Below are 15,983 nucleotides of genomic sequence, written 5' to 3'. Positions count from 1 at the left end.
CGCCTCGGCCAGTATTCGGAAGTCACCTGACCCGAAAGGAACTGCCATGAGCATCGGAGCCGGAATCGCGCTCTTCGCCATCGGAGCGATCCTCGTCTTCGCCGTCAACGTCGAGATCGACTTCGTCAACCTCGACATGATCGGCTACATCTTGATGGGCGCCGGGGCGCTGGTCTTGCTCATCGGCATCGTGCTGCTCGCGCGTCGCCGCTCGACCGAGACCGTGTCGCGCACGGCGGTCGACCCCGTCGGCGGCGAGCGCGTCACGCGCCGCTCGACGAGCACCTCTGGCGACGACGTCCTCTGACCCCACCCCAAAGGTGCCCCCGCGCGACCGCCACTAGAGTGCCCCTGTGGGCGACATCGAAATGGCACGGATCGCCGGGGGCACCGTCATGCTCCACGACGCGCGGCGGGAGCGGCGCTGGAAGGTGAAGCTCGAGCCGTTCGAGATCGGGGTGTACCCCGTCACCCGCGAACAGGTCGCCGAACTGCTGGGGGAACAGGCGCCCCATCCCCGACGGCCCGCGACCGATCTGAGCTGGTTGCGCGCCGTTCGGCTGTGCAACGCGGCATCCGAGTGGGAGGGACTCGACCCCGCCTACACGTTCGAGGGCGAAGAAGTGACGTGGCATGTCGACAGCGACGGCTACCGCCTGCCCACCGAGGCGGAGTGGGAGTTCGCCTGCCGCGCCGGCTCCACCGGGCCGCACTACGGGCCGCTTCCCGAGGTGGCGTGGACGGCGGCCGACGGCTGCACGACGCCGCAGAACGTCGGCGGCAAGCTGCCGAACCTCAACGGACTGTTCGACACCCTCGGCAACGTCTGGGAGTGGTGCTGGGACCTGCTCGACCCCGCCCGCTACGGCGACTACCGGGTCTTCCGCGGCGGCGGGTTCGCCGACGACGCCTGGAGCGTGCGCGCGTCGACGCGCCGGGGTGGCGCGCCGCGCATGCACCACGACGACGTCGGCCTGCGGCTGGCGCGCGGCGGGTTCGACGCGGTGGATGCCGCACAGGGCTGGTCCGCCGCTGCGGACCGCGAGCGCGCGCTGACGGACGAGCCGCTGCCGCCGGGGTGGACGCCGCGGGGGTAGGCGCGGCCCCTCGGTGCCTTCGGGTGTCACGCGTTGCGGGTCGGTGCCGCGCTGCGTGACGACAACCGCCACCTGGACTGCGTCAGCGCGCGATCTCCGCCAATCCCACGTCGCGGCACAGGCTCTCGAGGCCGGACAGGCCGTAGGCCTGCAGGGGGCCGGCCACCCCGGCGGCGTTCACGCGCCCGTCCAGCAGCGACTCCGCCGCCTTCGCCATGAGCTCCGCGGTCAGACTGTAGGCGCTCGGCCCCTCCAGGTGCACTTCGGCCAGTGTGGCCTCGTTCTGGTCCGCAGCGATCGCGACGACGTGACTGCGGGTGCGCGCGCGCTCCTGCTCGTCGGGCCCGGGGGAGGCGTCGTCGTCCGCGGCGGCGAGGCGCTCGATCAGCGGGCGGCCTCCGGGAATGGCGGCGACAGCACCGAGCACACGCGAAGCCACCGGCATGACCCGCGCCATGCCCGAGAACCAGCCGTTGTAATCCTCCACCGTCTGCACCCCGGGGTAGTGCACGGGGAGGAACAGCGCCTCGGTTCCTGAGACGAGGATGCCGGTGCGCTCGTCGCCGCGCACCTGGAAAGGCTGCGTGCGGCTGCCGGTGCGCACCTCCTGCAGTTGACCGTCGCGGCACACCACCGTGGGGAGAAGCATGCCGTCGGCCATCGTGGCCCGCGTGCCGCGGCTGATGCCGCCCCGCATCGACCCGGTCGCGAAGTACCCGATGCGCACCGCGGTCGCCGCGGCGCCGGCGCGTTCCAGGGCCAGCGCGCCGGCCAGCATCCCCGGGACGTAGTCGTAGCCGAACGCCGGCAGCATCGCGATGCCGGCGGCGCGCGCCCGCTCATGGTGACGGCGCTGCAGCTCACGGACGAACCCGATCTCGCCGGTGGTGTCGATGTAGTGCGCGCCGGCGTCGACGGCGGCCTCCGCGGCTGCCCAGCCGAGGCGCTCGAAGGGGCCGACCGTCGTGATCAGCACGTCGCCCGGTTCCAGCAGGGCGCGCACGGCCGCGGCGTCGGTCGCATCCACCGTCTGCGTCGGGAGGTCTGCATGCCGCGCCGACAGCGCCGACAGCTTCCCGGCATCGCGGCCTGCGAGCAGTGGCTGCTCACCGCGGCGCACCAGCGCCTCGACGATGAGCGCCCCGGTGTATCCCGTCGCTCCCAGAACCACGATCTTGGACGACATCGATCCTCCTCGTCGGCGGCTCACGAGACGACGGCGGCGTGAGTCCGGCCCTCCGGGAATCGTGCCCGCTCCGGTGGGTGAAGTCCAGCGTCGGCCGCGGATCGGGGGCTGTCGTGGACCACAATCTCGTCCGAAGGCCCCGGACGGGTCGCGCTACACCGCAGCACCCGCGTAGCGTGGCGACGGTCGGGGCTGTGGACGAGGGGATGCCGATGAACCGGGACCATCGCAGGCGCCTGCTGTTCATCGTCGTGCTTGTCTTCACAGGGCTGGGGACTACCGCCGTCGGCATCGGCAACAGCCAGGGCGCGCTGGTGGGGCTCACCGTATTCGTCGTGGCCGCTGTCTTCCCCGCAGCGCTGTTCGCTGTCGCGGCATACGTGTGGTCGGCGAACGACAGGGAAGCCGCCGCGCGCGGCCTGCCGCCGCTGGACCCCGACCACCTGCCCTGACCCGGCCGGGCGATCGCGACACGTCCTTGCGGGTCGGCGCACGGGCTCGCGTGGCATCCGCGGCTCTGTCGGGGCGTCCAGGTCGACTCGCTACGGTGAGCGGATGAGTACCCACATCGCGGCCGAACCCGGCCAGGTCGCCCCCATCATGCTGTTTCCCGGAGACCCCCTGCGGGCGAAGTGGATCGCCGAGACCTTTCTGGAGGATGCCGAGCTCTACTCGCAGACGCGCGGGATGCTCGGCTTCACCGGCACGTGGGAGGGGCACCGCGTCTCGGTGCAGGGATCGGGGATGGGGCAGCCGTCGATGGCGATCTACGCCAACGAGCTGATGGAGTCCTACGGCGTGGAGACGATCGTGCGCGTGGGGTCGTGCGGAGCGCTCACCGAGCGGGTCGCGCTGCGCGACATCATCATCGCCAACGGAGCCAGCACCGATTCGGCGATCAACCGGGTGCGCTTCCACGGACTCGACTACGCCCCCGTCGCGGACTTCGGTCTGCTGCGGGCCGCCGTCGCTGCGAGCGAGGCAGAGCCGCCGGCATCCGCCGTGCACGTCGGACCCCTCTTCTCGAGCGACCAGTTCTACACGACACGTGCGGAGCTGACCGAGCCGCTGGTGCGCCACGGCGTTCTCGGCGTGGAGATGGAGACGAGCGGCCTGTACACCCTGGCCGCGTACTACGGACGGCGCGCGCTGAGCATCTGCACCGTCTCGGACCATCTCGTCACCGGCGCGGAGACGACGGCCCACGAGCGTGAACAGACGTTCGGGGACATGATCCGCATCGCGCTGCGGGCGGCTACGAGCTGAGGGTTGGCGGGGCGGATCGGGGCTCGGGGTTTCGGGCTCGGGGCTCGGGGCGTCGCCGTTTCCTCCACAGGCGGATGCCGGCAAGAGTTATCCACAATTAGCGATTGGCCTGGGATTTAGGCGCGGCCGATGTCGGTGGCCCTCGGCAGAATTGCGGGTATGAGCAGTTCACCGGCAGCCGCCACGAGACGCGATACGCGGTCGCGTGGGGCGGTGCTGGGGGAGTTGGAACGCACCCGCTCGCGGATCGCGGCGCTGCAGGCCGAGGAGCTGGGGTTGCTGGCGCGGGCGGATGCGATCGCGGCGGAGCAGACCGCCCGCGTGCCCTCCAGTGCGGGCCGGGAGCGGGAGATGCCGCTGCGGGAGATGGCCGCCGAGGTCGCCGCGGTGATGCGCCGCTCCGACCGGGTGATCCAGGACCGCCTGCATGACGCGACCGTGCTGGTGACCGGGTTCGCCGCGACCGTCGCGGCGCTGCGGGCCGGGGCGGTCGACACGGCGCACGTGCGGATCATTCAGGATGCCGGTGCCCACATCACCGACCCCGACGCGCGAGTCCGGTTCGAGCAAGCCGCCCTGGTCGTCTGCGAACGGGAGACGCCGGGGCGGGCGAAACCGATCATCGCGATGATCGCGCAGAAACTGCACCCCGTACCCCTCGCCGACCGCCACGCCGAGGCCGCCGCCGGCCGGCGGGTGTGGGTGCGAGACCTCGACGACGGCATGGCGGAACTCGCCGCGGTGCTCCCGGCGGCGCTGGCGTACGCGATTCGCGACCGGCTCACCCAGCACGCGCGCGAGGTGATTGCCGCCCGGCGCGCCGCCGCGCCGGAGAAGCCGACGGGCAGCGACGGTGCGACCGCGGAGACGGGAGACGACACCGGCTCTGCCTCGACCGCCCCGGCGCACCCAGCGGTCGAGCGACCTGCCGACAATGATCCCGGGGTGACCGATACCCGCACCACCGACCAGGTCCGCGCCGACATCCTCACCGACCTGCTGCTCACCGGCCACGCCAGCACACCCGTCTCCTCGAGCAGCATCCCCGCCGGGCAGGCGATCACCGCGCACGTGCAGATCGTGATCCCCGCCGCCACTCTCACCGGCGACGGCACCGCACCGGCCGAACTCATCGGATACGGGCCCATCGACCCCGACACCGCCCGGCACCTGGCCGGGACCGCCGACCTGTGGGAGCGGGTGTTCACCTCACCCACCACCGGGGCCGTGCAACACGTCGACACCTACCGGCCCAACCGGGCACAACGCAGGCACCTCGACGCGCGGGATGAGCACTGCCGGTTCCCCGGGTGTCGAAGGCCCGTCTACTACTGCGACCACGACCACACCCTCGACCACGCGCGAGGCGGACCCACCGACGTGTGCAACCTCGCCAACCTCTGCGTCCGCCACCACACCCTCAAGCACGCCAGCGCGTGGAACGTCATCCAGAAACCTCACGGCATCCTGGAATGGACAAGTCCAACCGGCCGGATCCACCTCGACATCCCCAGACGCGTGCTCGAATTCACCGCCCTGGCCGCCGCCGAAGACCCACCCCCGTTCTGAGGTCGGGCGCCCGAGACGGTACTTTCCCACCATGGACGACGATGTCACGGGTCTGGCACGCGAGGGCTCGCCCAGCGCCGCGCGAGAGTTCGTTCCGCGATCACACCGCGAACTCCCGATGCTGCGGCTGTTTCTGCCGTTCACCGATCTCCACCGGCCGCAGGGTGACGATGCGGTGCGGTGGTCCCGCTTCGCCGAGCTCGGGGACCACTCGGCTTCGCTCAGCTGGTTCGAACTCGCGGACCGCATCGCCGCGGAGCACCCCGCCGTCCGCGACCTGATCCCGTGCAGGGGGGAGCTCGATGAAGAAACCGCTGCTGCGTTACGCGGTGTGATCGGTGACATGAGGCTCCGATGCCTTCGCTGGACCGGCTACGGCGAAGCCGCCCGCACCAGCACGTCGCGTCGCGTGTTCGGCGGCGAGTACTTCGAAGACGACCTCCGCGCCTCGGACGTCGTAGCGGGTCGACGGGTGCCCGAGTTCGCATGGGATGCCGCGGGCCGGCTCGCCTGGGGCACCCGCCTGTTTCCGGACTCGCTCATCGTGGCTGCCGAGCCAGCCCTCTTCCGACAGCTCCACAACGATCCGCGGCTGGACGTCGTCTCCGTACGCGTGGAGCGGGACGTCCTGCCCCCGAGCGCGGGGGACTGACCGAGCCGGCAGGGGAGTGGGCCGCGTCGGCGCGCCGACGCCCACCGCCAGTGCGGTGGCCGGATTGGGCAGCAAAGGCGCGAGATCGAGGTTTCCGTGGTGCATGCTTGTGCCATGGCGGGGAGACCGAGCGGTTTCGAGTTCACGGTGCGCGGCGACCAGGTTGTGATCCGGCATAACGGCCGGCACGCGACGACGCTCCGCAAGTCGGCTGCCAGCGGATTCCTTGACGACGTCCAGCGGTCGGATCCCCAGCAGCTGATGGCCCGTGTCACCGGCAACTACAAGCACGGCAACGAGCGTGGGACGGGCGGTCGAAGGTAACGGCATGAAGGGTCACCCCGCGCGAGCGGCGGTCGCTATCGTTGCGCCATGCCTTCGGTGACGGACTGGATCTCGAGCATCGGCTCCTTGGTGGGCGCCCTGACCGGCGTCGGCGCGCTGATCGTCGCTGTGCTCAGCTATCGCAAGTCGAACAGGGCTCTGGCCGCCGACGCGCAAACCAGGGGAGCAGTGACCTCGACCGTGGACGCGATCGAGGCGCTCGGGCGGACCGAGGGGTTCGGCGCCGAACCAGGTGCCGAGGGCTATGGCATCCGTCGCGAACGACCCGAGGCTCGGGAGCAGAAGGACGCATACGAGTCAGCGTTGAAGGCCGCCCGACGCGAGCTGGGGCGGACGTAGGGGACCGGCCCTCAAACTCCGTCCGCATCCCGGCCCGTTCGATCGACGGGGGACGCGGCGTGTCGATCGCGTCGGGCACGCCACGCTCGCCACGCGCCGGTGGACCAGAGCGCCCAGATCACGAGTAGCGGCTGGAAGAGCAGGCGGATGCCGCGGGCGAGATCGGTGTCCAGCCCGAAGGCATCCGTGCCGCTGACGAACTGTTCGATGTTTCCGGGGAAGATCGCGACGAAGAAGGCCGCGGTGACCCACCCGATCAGCGCACGTTGCCGCGCCCACGCCAGCAGGGCGAGGCCGAGCGCGATCTCGACGACGCCAGACGCGAGGACCACGAGATCGACTGGCAGCGGGAGCCACGCGGGAACCTGCGCGACGAACGACGCGCGCGCGAAGGTGAGGTGCCCGGCTCCGGTGAAGAGGAGGAAGGCGCCCAGCATCCATCGGGCGATCATCCGCGGAAGGCTCGTGCCCGGGCGCTCGCCCGTGGGCGACGCGGACTCGCGATCTGCGCGACGGCGCGCTGCGTTCATGTCATCACCTCACGATCCGCTCGGTGCCGTGTTGGTACGCCCAACATACGGTGGGACGCGGCTCGGCGAGAGACGTCGTTCCATACCGCCCTCAGCGCGCGGCCCCAGCCCAGAGCCAGCGCAGTGCGTCGGGGAGCAGCACGCCGCCGTGATTGGGGGAGTGTCCGCCGTCTCCTACGACGAGCCGAAAGTCGTATCCGGCGCGCGCGAGCGCCGCAGCTGTTTCGAGGTTCTCGGCGAACCAGTTGTCCTGGGGAGCGTTCCAGTTCAGGTCACGGTGAGCCGCGTGCAGGAAGATCCTCGTCGGTCGGGGCGGTTCGGTCTTCAGCAAGGCGGGGAAGGGGTTGCCGCCAGGCATTTGCGCGAAGCTTGCATTGAACCCGATTACCCTTCCGATTCCGTCAGGGCGGCACCACGCAGCTGTCACGGCCGCGTTGCCACCGCTGCTCCCGCCGCAGATTCCGCGCATCATCGGGTCCGGCGAGACCGCGAAGCGGTGCTCGATCAAGGGCAGTACCTCCTCGAGGAGGAAGCTGCCGTAGGCCTCGCCGAAGGAGTCGTACTCGGCGTTGCGGTGCTCCATCGGCACAGCGTCGACGTTGAGAACCCCTGGGTCAACGAACACACTGACCATCGGCGGGAGTTCGCCCGCCGCAGAAAGATTGTCAAGAACGGTGGCGCCACGGACATCCCCGTCGGGGTCCAGATACCACCAACCGTCATTGAAGAACATCACGGCACACTCGGCGGAGGTGGGCAAACCGGCCGGCCGGTGCACCCATACGGTCCGTGACGTTCCGGGGAATCTCGTGCTCGTGTCGATACGGATCTCCTCGATGGAGCCAGGCTGGACGCCGCGTCGCGCCAAGGAATCAGGACCGTACGCGTAATCGACGTCGGCCTGATCGAGAGGCAACGGGACAAAGGGCATCATCATCGGCACGCCATGACTCTGCCATGGCGGAAGCCTCTCGCTGACGGGGAGGGGGCGTCGTAGGAAGGGCGCGATGCAGAACATCGACCGCAATCCTGCTGTCCGACTTCACCACGGGGGGCGGACGACGATCACTGGATTGACATAATGTGCATTATCGGCGCTTCAGGAACGCTGCGTTGCGGGTAGCAGACCCGCCCCGAGGAGCCGCAGAATGATCACCGACACGAGGAGGCGATCATGGCGACGACGCACGCGGTCAGGCCACTCACCCTCGAGACCTATCCGGCCTGGCTGGCGCTCGCTGAGAAGCACAACGGCGTCTGGGGCGGATGCTGGTGCTCGTACTTCCACGGCGACACCGACCTCACCGTCAAGGATCAGTACGACGGGCCGACCTTCAAGAAGCGGCTCGTGGCGGAAGGCATCGCGCACGCGGCACTGGTCTTCGACGGCGCCGACGCTATCGCCTGGTGTCAGTACGGCAGTCCCGCCGAGTTGCCGGGCATCTACCACCGCAAGCAGTACGACGCCGGTGAGACGCGGCCGGCACCGTGGCGCATCACGTGCTTCTTCGTCGACCGCGACCACCGACGTTCCGGCGTGGCGCGCGAGGCCCTCGACGGTGCGCTTGACCTGATCGCGCAGGCCGGCGGCGGCGAGGTCGTGTCGTTCCCCAATGAGCTCGCGCCGGGCAAGCGCACCTCATCGTCGTTCCTGCACAACGGCACCCGGGCGATGTTCGAGAAGGCCGGCTTCGTCTTCGAGCGCCACATCGGCAAGAGCAAGACCGTCATGCGCAAGACGATTCCGGCGGCACTGCCCTGACACGGACCGTCTACCGGCACGTGCCAACCACCGGGACCCGACGAGCCGCGCCCCGCGTCGCCCTCTAGGCTCAGAGGGTGCTGGATGTCGCCACCGGATTCGTCGTCATCGGTGTGGCGATCTTGGTCGGCTACATCATCGGCCGCGTCGACCTTCTCGGTCCGCACGGCCGCCACGTGCTCAACCGACTCACGTTCTTCGTGCTGTCTCCATTCCTGCTCTTCGTTGTGCTGGCCCAGGCCGACGTGCAGACGCTTTTCTCGGCCCTCCTGCCGGTCTCCGCGATCGCTGCGGTGGTGGTGATCGCCGCGCAGGCCCTCTTCTCGCGCTTGCTCTGGCATCGCACCACCGCCGAGACGACGATCGCGGCGCTCTCGGCCGGACAGGTCAACTCCAACAACATGGGCATTCCGCTGTCGCTGTATCTGCTCGGCAGCGCCGCCTTCCCCGCCCCCGTGATCCTGCTGCAGCTGCTGGTGTTCACGCCCATCTCGATGGCGATCCTGGATGCCGCAACCACTGGCCAGCGCTCCCCCCGCCGCATCCTCAAGCGCACGGCGACGAACCCGATCGTCCTCGGTTCCGTGCTCGGAGTGGCGGTGTCGCTGTCGGGCTGGGACCTGCCGCCGCTCATCCTCGATCCCGCGCAGCTCATCGCCAACGCGTGCGTGCCGGTGCTGCTGATCGGCTACGGCATGTCGCTCTACGGTCAGCGGGTGCTGGGCACGGCCGGCCACCGGCGGGACGTGATCCTCGCCACCTCCTTGAAGCTGGTGGTCATGCCGCTGGTCGCGTGGGCGACGGCGGCGTACGTCTTCCAGCTGCCACCGGACGGCACACTCATCGTCACGGTGCTTGCGGCGCTGCCGACGGCGCAGAACATCTTCACGTACTCCCAGCATTACGGCGTCGGCGAGACCATCTCGCGGGACACGATCTTCCTGACGACCGTGGGATGCGTCCCCGTGCTGCTGCTCATCATGGTGCTGCTGGGCTAGCACTCCCCCGCCGTGTTCCCCGTTCGCGCGCGCGGATGCAGGGCTACAATGGCGCCGTCCTCACAGAATTTTCTCAGAAAGGACGCACGATGACCTACAACACCCCCATCGACCGACCGTTGCTCAACGGCATCCGCACGGCCCTCGGCATCAGCGGCGTGCTCGCACTGATCCTCGGCATCCTCATCCTCGTCTGGCCCGGCCGCACAGCCATGGTCGTCGTGGCGGTGGTCGCGATCTACGCCGTCGCTGCGGGCCTGGTGTACGCGGGGCTCGGGATCTTCAGCGCCCAGAAGGGCGGGTGGGCCCGTCTCGGGCACATCGTGCTGGGGGTGCTGTTCATCGTCGCCGGCATCGTCGCCTTCATCAATCTCCCCGCGGCCACGGCCTGGTTCGGGACCTTCATCGGCGTGCTCGTCGGCATCATGTGGATCATCGAGGGCATCGTCTCGCTCTCGACCCTCGAGTGGGTTGCCTCGCGGGGGTGGACGATCTTCTACGCGGTCCTCTCCGTCATCGCCGGCGTCGTCCTGCTGTTCGCCCCATCGTGGGGAGCGCTGACGCTCTGGCTGCTCATCGGCATCTCGGCCGTCATCCTGGGCCTGGTGCAGGTCATCCGCGCCTTCACATTCGGAAAGTGACAAGCCGCGAAGGGATGCGGACGCACCCCCGTCAGGGGACGATGGGCAGGTAGCGGTTCCACCAGTCCAGCACCGCGGCGAAGCGCTCGACACGGTGGCGCGGCCGGCCGCCGCGGGTGAGCTCGTGATCCTCACCGGGGAAGATGAGCATCTCGGCCGGAGTCCCCTGACGCTTCAGCGCGGTGTAGTAGCGCGTGGCCTGCTCGAGCGGGCAGCGGAAGTCGAGCTCCGAGTGCATGACGAGGGTCGGCTTCCGCACCTGCGAGACCATCGCCATGGGGCTCTGCGCCGCCATCGCCTCGGGGTCGGTGCCGACGTACTCGTCACCGAAGAACGAGCCGATGTCACTCGTGCCCGCGAAGGCGACGGGGTCGAGGAATCCGCGCTCGACGATGGCGGCGGCGAACCGGTGATCGTGGGCGATCGTCCAGGCGGTGAGGTAGCCCCCGTACGACCCGCCCATGATGCCGACCCGGTCCGCGTCGAGGCGCTCGTCGGCGGCGACGACGCCCTCGAGCAGGTCGATGACGTCGGTGAAGTCGAGCGTCCCCATCGCCTGGCGGATGCTGCGCCCGTGCGCACGGCCGTAGCCGGCCGATCCCCGGGGGTTGCCGTACACCACGGCGTAACCGGCGTCGACGAGCACCTGGGTCTCGTCGAAGGCCCGGATGCCGTAGGCCGCGAACGGTCCGCCGTGGATCTGCAGGATCACGGGGAAGGGACCCTCGCCGTCCGGCACAGCGACCCAGCCGTGCACCGGGTGGCCGTCGCGGGCGGGGATCGTGACCTCGGCCGGCTGCACGAGGCCCGCGGCGCCGAGGGCCTCGCCGAACGTGGTGAGCAGGCGCGGGCGACCGTCGACGACCTCGGCCAGCTCGCCGAACGACGTGGGCGTGCCGATGGCGACGACGATGCGGCCGCCCGCCGCCGCGTGGCCGAGCACCTCCACGTCGCCGCCGAGCACCACCGAGCTCCTGCCCTTGCGGGTCACCCGCAGCAGGTGCACCCGGCCACGCGTGCGGTCCTGCACGAGCAGGTCGTCGCCGTCGAATCCGATGTGGCTGCCGACCTCGCCGAGATCGACGGTCTCGGGGTCGGTCAACGGGTGGGCGCCTGCGGCATCCAGATGCCAGAGGCCCGTGCCGGGTGCGACGAAATCGCGGCCATCCTCGCCGACGTCATAGGCGAGGAGGAACAGCGCCCCGTCGGGCGCCACCGCCACTTCCGAGACGGCGAGACCCGCCTCGGGGCCGAGGACGGTCCGCTCCCCCGCGCCGTCGACCGCCACGGCGACGATGCGGCTGCGCAGGTCGCGCGCCTCGTGCTCGATCGTCTCCACGATGGCGAGCACGTGCCCGCCGTCCGCGGTGAACACCGGTGCGCCGTACGAGGCGGAGCCGTGCGTCAGCTGCGTGGCGTCCGCCGGGACCGCGCGGGCGTGCGGCCCGTCGCTCCCTTCGGCGCGCACCCGGGCGGCGGGCTCGTAGAGGGGCTCCGCATCGAGGTCGGGAGCGGGCACGACGAACAGGTGTGACGGGCGATCGCCGATGTAGCCGAGTCCGTTGGCGTGCCACCGGATGCCGGTGATGCGCCGCGGCGCCTCGGCTGCGGCATCCAGGCCCTCGACCGAGCCGTAGCGGCCCCGCTCCGGCACGCGGGCCGTGAAGGCGAGCGTTGCGCCGTCGGGCGACCAGGCGAATGCCCCCACCCCGAGCGGGGCGTCGGTCGTCTGCACCGGCTCCCCTCCCGCTGCGGCGACGACGAAGATCTGCCGGCGCCCCTTGGCATCCTCGCGGAGGAAGGCCACGGCGCCGCCGTCCGGGCGAAGCCGAGGCGAGGCGTCGGCGACGCCGCGCGTCAGCCGGCGCGGGGCGCCATGCGGCAGGTCGATGCGCCAGAGCTGGCCGACGTCGCGATTGGCGGACAGGTCGGGGCGGGACGTGGCGAAGATCGCGAACGCACCGTCGGGTGAGAGGGCGGGCCTGCCCACCGAGACGAGGGCATCGATGTCCTGGGCCCGCATCAGCTCACTCCCCCGCGAAAGAACCGGTGTCGCCGACGAGACGTGTGTGGTCCTCGGGCACCGGGTCGACGGCGGCTCGGGCGACCTCGGCGGCGAACTCCGACACATTGTAGAGCTTGCCCGCGGACTCGCGTCGCGAGGCGATGGCGCCCGGGTTGGCCCGCTCGAGCAGGGTCGCGGTGATGGTGCCCTCGATCATGTCTCCCGACACGACGACGAAGCCGATGCCGCGCTCGTCGAGCTCGCCGATCCGCTCGCGCAGGGCATCCTCGCCGGCGCGCTTGGACAGCGCGACGACCTCATACTCGGCCATCGTCGGCGTCGTTCGGATGAAGTGGGCCTGGTGGCTCGTCACGAACACGACCCGCGAGCCGTGGTGCAGCAGCGGCAGCGCCGCCTGCAGCACACCCACCTGGGCGTCGCGGTTGAGAGTCAGGGCGTAGTCCTCCGCCATGCCGGACTCCATGCCGCCGGAGGCATTGAGCACGAGGATGTCGAGGCCGCCGAAGGCGCGCTGCACCTCGGCGAACATCGCCTGCACGGCGTCGGGATCGGTGAGGTCGGCCCCGACCACGAGCACCTCGACGCCGAGCTCGCGCAGCTGCGAGGCCAGCTTCTCGGCGCGCGGCGCCTTGTTGCGGAAGTTGATGACGACGTTCGCGCCGGCCTCGGCGAGGTAGCGCACGGTGTCCGCGCCGATACCCCGGGATGAGCCGGTGACGAGCGCCGTCTTTCCGCTGAGGGAGCCGGCAGGCAGGATCTGGGACATGGGCGGCGCTCCTGTCTCGGGGGCCCGGAACGGGCGTCGCCGGGCCATCCGAGCCTAGCAAGCACCGGCGTCGTGACCCGGTGTTAGGGTTCCCTCAAGGACCGACGAAGGGACCGCGATGCTGCCCGATCTGACGCAGTACATCTGGATCGCCTGGCTCGTGCTGGCCCTGCTCTTCGTCACCATCGAGCTGCTGACCCTGGAGTTCACCTTCCTCATGCTCGCGGCCGGCTCGGCGCTGGGTGGCCTGGGGGTCTACCTCTTCGGCGGGCCGTGGTGGCTGCAGATCGTCGTCGCTGCGGCGCTGTCGGCGCTGCTGCTGTTCACGATCCGCCCCCTGCTCCTTCGCACGCTGCGCCGCGGCGACGAGCCTGCGCGCACCAACGTCGATGCGCTGTACGGGATGGGCGCCCGCGTCGTGGCCCCGTTCGTCGAGGACCGCGGCTCGGTGCGGCTCGACAACGGCGAAACCTGGACCGCGTGTCTCGAACCCGATGCTTCTCCGGCGCAGGTCGGCGACCGCATGCGCGTGGTCCGCGTCCTCGGCTCCGCCGTCGAGGTCGCCCCCTCCCCCGCACGTGAAAGGACCTCGGACGATGGTTGACGTCGGCGCGTTCATCGGACAGATCTTCGTGATCGTCCTCCTGGTGGTGCTCACGATCTTCGTGGTCGTGGTGATCTTCCGCTCCATCCGCATCATCCCCCAGGCCTACACCGGCGTCGTGGAGCGCCTGGGGCGCTATCAACGCACGCTGAGCCCCGGCCTCAACCTGCTGATTCCCTTCGTCGATCGCGTCCGCCCGCTCGTGGACATGCGCGAGCAGGTGGTGTCCTTCCCGCCGCAGCCGGTGATCACCGAGGACAACCTCGTCGTCTCGATCGACACGGTCGTCTACTTCCAGGTCACCGACGCCCGCGCCGCCACCTACGAGATCGCCAACTACCTCAGCGCGGTCGAGCAGCTGACGACCACCACGCTGCGCAACGTCGTCGGCGGACTGAACCTCGAGCAGGCCCTGACAAGCCGGGACAACATCAACGGGCAGCTGCGGATCGTGCTGGACGAGGCCACGGGCAAGTGGGGGCTGCGGGTGTCCCGCGTGGAGCTGAAGGCCATCGACCCGCCGGTGTCGATCCAGGACTCGATGGAGAAGCAGATGCGCGCCGAGCGCGAGCGCCGCGCCACGATCCTGACCGCTGAAGGCTCGAAGCAGGCGCAGATCCTCGAGGCGGAGGGGCGCCGGCAGGGCGAGATCCTGCGCGCCGAGGGTGACAAGCAGGCGGCTGTGCTGCGCGCGCAGGGTGAGGCGGAAGCCATCGAGACGGTCTTCGAAGCCATCCACAGGGGGAACCCCGACCAGAAGCTGCTGGCCTATCAGTATCTGCAGACCCTGCCGAAGATCGCCGACAGCGCGTCGAGCAAGCTCTGGATCATCCCCAGCGAGTTCACCGAGGCGCTGAAGGGCGTCAGCGGGGCATTCGGGTCGAAGACGACGGATGCCGCGGCCCGCGGCCCGCGCCCCACGTCGCTGTGACGCACCCGTGGTTCGCGGGGCGCACGCCCCGCATCCTGGCTCATCGCGGGTTCGTCCCCCCGGACGCCGACGGCATCGTGGAGAACAGCTTCGCCGCGATCGCGGCCGCCCACGCCGCCGGCGCGGGCTACATCGAGTCCGACTGCCACGTCACCGCCGACGGCCACGTCGTGCTGCTGCACGACGCCGACCTCAGCCGCGTGGTCGGCGACCCGCGGCCCGTCGCGCAGGTGACCCTCGCCGAGCTGGAGCGGCTGATGTCCGGTATCGGCGGTCTCATCACGCTGCGCCAAGCCCTCGAGGGGTTCCCCGACGTGCGGTTCAACCTCGACGTCAAGACCGAGGCTGCCGCCGTCCCCGTCGGGCGCGCCGTGGCGCCCCACGCCGAGCGCGTGCTGCTGGCGAGCTTCTCCGACGCGAGGCGGCGCGCGGCGCTCGATGCCGCCGGCCACTTCGGCGGCGGCATCCGGCCCGCCACATCAGCCGGCACTGCAACGATCGCGCGGGTACTCACGGCCGTCCGCGCCCACACACCGTGGATGGTGCGCCGCGCACTCGCGGGCGTCGACGCGCTGCAGATCCCCGAGCGCCGGGGGCCGGTGCGCGTGCTGACCCCGCGGCTCATCGACGCCGCCCACCGCTGCGGCGTGGAGGTTCACGTGTGGACCGTCAACGACCCGCTGCACATGGCGCGGCTCGTCGAACTCGGCGTCGACGGCCTCGTCACGGACCGCACCGACCTGGCGCTGCGAGCGGTCGCCAAAGGCCGCTGAGACCGCGCGTCAGCCGGCCTGGGATTCGGCTGTGAAAGCCCTATCGGTTGTGCCGGTTTGGGGTATGCGCACAGGTCCCGGCGCTATACCTGAACAGGCGACGAGAGGACCACACAATGGCAGACCGCAGCTTGCGCGGCATCCGACTCGGCGCGTCCAGCCTACAGAGCGAGGACGGCGTCGTTTTTCATGAACGGACCACGCACACGTATGTGTGCAACACGTGTGGCCGTGAGACAACCCTTCCCTTCGCGGTCGACGCCGAAGCGCCCGAGACCTGGGAGTGCCGCACCTGCGGCGCCGAGGCCGTCCTGCGTGTCGGCGAGAAGACCGTAGAGGTCGACCACAGCGGCGACAAGGTGCCGCGTACCCACTGGGACATGCTGCTGGAACGGCGCACGATCCCCGAGCTCGAAGAACTGCTCGAGGAGCGGCTCGCGTTCATCCGCGAGCGGCGCGGCGCAGGCCAGAGCGTGACGGCGAAGAAGAGCGCCTGAG

Annotated in this window: 20 protein-coding genes; 15 read left to right on the top strand and 5 right to left on the bottom strand. The window is 70.2% G+C overall.

What is annotated here, in order from left to right:
• Positions 1-46: 46 nt before the first annotated feature.
• Both QNO14_RS06030 and QNO14_RS06025 read left to right on the top strand, forming a co-directional pair.
• Positions 47-307: a DUF6458 family protein gene (locus QNO14_RS06030; RefSeq protein WP_257493619.1), complete on the top strand. Its 261-nt coding sequence runs from the start codon at positions 47-49 to the stop codon at positions 305-307.
• Positions 308-353: 46 nt separating this feature from the next.
• Positions 354-1,097: a formylglycine-generating enzyme family protein gene (locus tag QNO14_RS06025; protein WP_257493620.1), complete on the top strand. Its 744-nt coding sequence runs from the start codon at positions 354-356 to the stop codon at positions 1,095-1,097.
• A gap of 82 nt (positions 1,098-1,179) precedes the next feature.
• On the opposite strand, the gene QNO14_RS06020 is transcribed toward QNO14_RS06025, so the two are convergent.
• Positions 1,180-2,283, bottom strand: coding sequence for a saccharopine dehydrogenase family protein (locus QNO14_RS06020; RefSeq protein ID WP_257505957.1), 1,104 nt, complete (start codon positions 2,281-2,283; stop codon positions 1,180-1,182).
• A 212-nt stretch (positions 2,284-2,495) separates the two neighbouring features.
• Here QNO14_RS06020 and QNO14_RS06015 point away from each other — a divergent pair, with 212 nt between their 5' ends.
• The 6 genes from QNO14_RS06015 to QNO14_RS05990 all read left to right on the top strand — a co-directional run bounded on the left by QNO14_RS06015 (position 2,496) and on the right by QNO14_RS05990 (position 6,454).
• Entirely contained in the window at positions 2,496-2,735 is a 240-nt protein-coding gene (locus QNO14_RS06015) for a hypothetical protein (RefSeq protein ID WP_257505956.1), read from the top strand.
• Between the two features lie 103 nt (positions 2,736-2,838).
• Positions 2,839-3,549, top strand: a complete 711-nt coding sequence (gene deoD / locus QNO14_RS06010) for a purine-nucleoside phosphorylase (RefSeq protein ID WP_257505955.1) — start codon at positions 2,839-2,841, stop codon at positions 3,547-3,549.
• A 159-nt stretch (positions 3,550-3,708) separates the two neighbouring features.
• Positions 3,709-5,118 carry an HNH endonuclease signature motif containing protein gene (locus tag QNO14_RS06005; RefSeq protein ID WP_257505954.1) on the top strand — a complete coding sequence of 470 codons (1,410 nt, stop codon included), beginning with the start codon at positions 3,709-3,711 and terminating at the stop codon, positions 5,116-5,118.
• 31 nt (positions 5,119-5,149) lie between these two features.
• Entirely contained in the window at positions 5,150-5,770 is a 621-nt protein-coding gene (locus tag QNO14_RS06000) for a hypothetical protein (protein ID WP_257505953.1), read from the top strand.
• Between the two features lie 114 nt (positions 5,771-5,884).
• Positions 5,885-6,094: a hypothetical protein gene (locus tag QNO14_RS05995; RefSeq protein WP_257505952.1), complete on the top strand. Its 210-nt coding sequence runs from the start codon at positions 5,885-5,887 to the stop codon at positions 6,092-6,094.
• 48 nt (positions 6,095-6,142) lie between these two features.
• Complete coding sequence (locus QNO14_RS05990) at positions 6,143-6,454, top strand: hypothetical protein (RefSeq protein ID WP_257505946.1); 312 nt, start codon at positions 6,143-6,145, stop codon at positions 6,452-6,454.
• 11 nt (positions 6,455-6,465) lie between these two features.
• Here QNO14_RS05990 and QNO14_RS05985 read toward each other — a convergent pair whose 3' ends face one another.
• Both QNO14_RS05985 and QNO14_RS05980 read right to left on the bottom strand, forming a co-directional pair.
• Entirely contained in the window at positions 6,466-6,906 is a 441-nt protein-coding gene (locus QNO14_RS05985; protein ID WP_257506066.1) for a DoxX family protein, read from the bottom strand.
• A 169-nt stretch (positions 6,907-7,075) separates the two neighbouring features.
• A complete protein-coding gene (locus tag QNO14_RS05980) occupies positions 7,076-7,921 on the bottom strand; it encodes an alpha/beta hydrolase (RefSeq protein ID WP_257506065.1) in 846 nt (281 codons plus the stop codon).
• A gap of 237 nt (positions 7,922-8,158) precedes the next feature.
• Here QNO14_RS05980 and QNO14_RS05975 point away from each other — a divergent pair, with 237 nt between their 5' ends.
• The 3 genes from QNO14_RS05975 (at position 8,159) to QNO14_RS05965 (ending at position 10,385) form a co-directional block, all read left to right on the top strand.
• Positions 8,159-8,746 carry an N-acetyltransferase gene (locus tag QNO14_RS05975; protein WP_257505945.1) on the top strand — a complete coding sequence of 196 codons (588 nt, stop codon included), beginning with the start codon at positions 8,159-8,161 and terminating at the stop codon, positions 8,744-8,746.
• Positions 8,747-8,823: 77 nt separating this feature from the next.
• Positions 8,824-9,744, top strand: coding sequence for an AEC family transporter (locus QNO14_RS05970; protein ID WP_257493632.1), 921 nt, complete (start codon positions 8,824-8,826; stop codon positions 9,742-9,744).
• An 89-nt stretch (positions 9,745-9,833) separates the two neighbouring features.
• The gene (locus tag QNO14_RS05965) at positions 9,834-10,385 is read left to right on the top strand and encodes an HdeD family acid-resistance protein (RefSeq protein ID WP_257505943.1); all 552 of its coding nucleotides are present in this window, start codon (positions 9,834-9,836) and stop codon (positions 10,383-10,385) included.
• A gap of 31 nt (positions 10,386-10,416) precedes the next feature.
• On the opposite strand, the gene QNO14_RS05960 is transcribed toward QNO14_RS05965, so the two are convergent.
• On the bottom strand, positions 10,417-12,408 hold the full coding sequence (locus tag QNO14_RS05960; RefSeq protein ID WP_257505942.1) for an alpha/beta hydrolase family protein: 1,992 nt from the start codon (positions 12,406-12,408) through the stop codon (positions 10,417-10,419).
• Positions 12,409-12,412: 4 nt separating this feature from the next.
• Positions 12,413-13,177, bottom strand: coding sequence for an SDR family oxidoreductase (locus tag QNO14_RS05955; protein WP_257493635.1), 765 nt, complete (start codon positions 13,175-13,177; stop codon positions 12,413-12,415).
• 118 nt (positions 13,178-13,295) lie between these two features.
• On the opposite strand from QNO14_RS05955, the gene QNO14_RS05950 reads away from it, so the two are divergent.
• The 4 genes from QNO14_RS05950 to QNO14_RS05935 all read left to right on the top strand — a co-directional run bounded on the left by QNO14_RS05950 (position 13,296) and on the right by QNO14_RS05935 (position 15,982).
• Entirely contained in the window at positions 13,296-13,781 is a 486-nt protein-coding gene (locus QNO14_RS05950) for an NfeD family protein (RefSeq protein WP_257493636.1), read from the top strand.
• On the top strand, positions 13,774-14,712 hold the full coding sequence (locus QNO14_RS05945) for an SPFH domain-containing protein (protein WP_257493637.1): 939 nt from the start codon (positions 13,774-13,776) through the stop codon (positions 14,710-14,712). Before QNO14_RS05950 ends, QNO14_RS05945 begins: the two co-directional genes overlap by 8 nt.
• On the top strand, positions 14,709-15,485 hold the full coding sequence (locus QNO14_RS05940; protein ID WP_257493638.1) for a glycerophosphodiester phosphodiesterase family protein: 777 nt from the start codon (positions 14,709-14,711) through the stop codon (positions 15,483-15,485). Before QNO14_RS05945 ends, QNO14_RS05940 begins: the two co-directional genes overlap by 4 nt.
• Positions 15,486-15,601: 116 nt before the next feature.
• Positions 15,602-15,982, top strand: coding sequence for an RNA polymerase-binding protein RbpA (locus tag QNO14_RS05935; RefSeq protein WP_257493639.1), 381 nt, complete (start codon positions 15,602-15,604; stop codon positions 15,980-15,982).
• Position 15,983 lies beyond the last annotated feature (1 nt).

This window comes from Microbacterium sp. zg-Y625, assembly GCF_030246925.1.
GTDB classification, from domain to species: Bacteria; Actinomycetota; Actinomycetes; order Actinomycetales; family Microbacteriaceae; genus Microbacterium; species Microbacterium jiangjiandongii.
The sequence above is the reverse complement of the archived record's forward strand: the minus strand, read 5'-3'. Positions and strand labels throughout refer to the sequence as shown.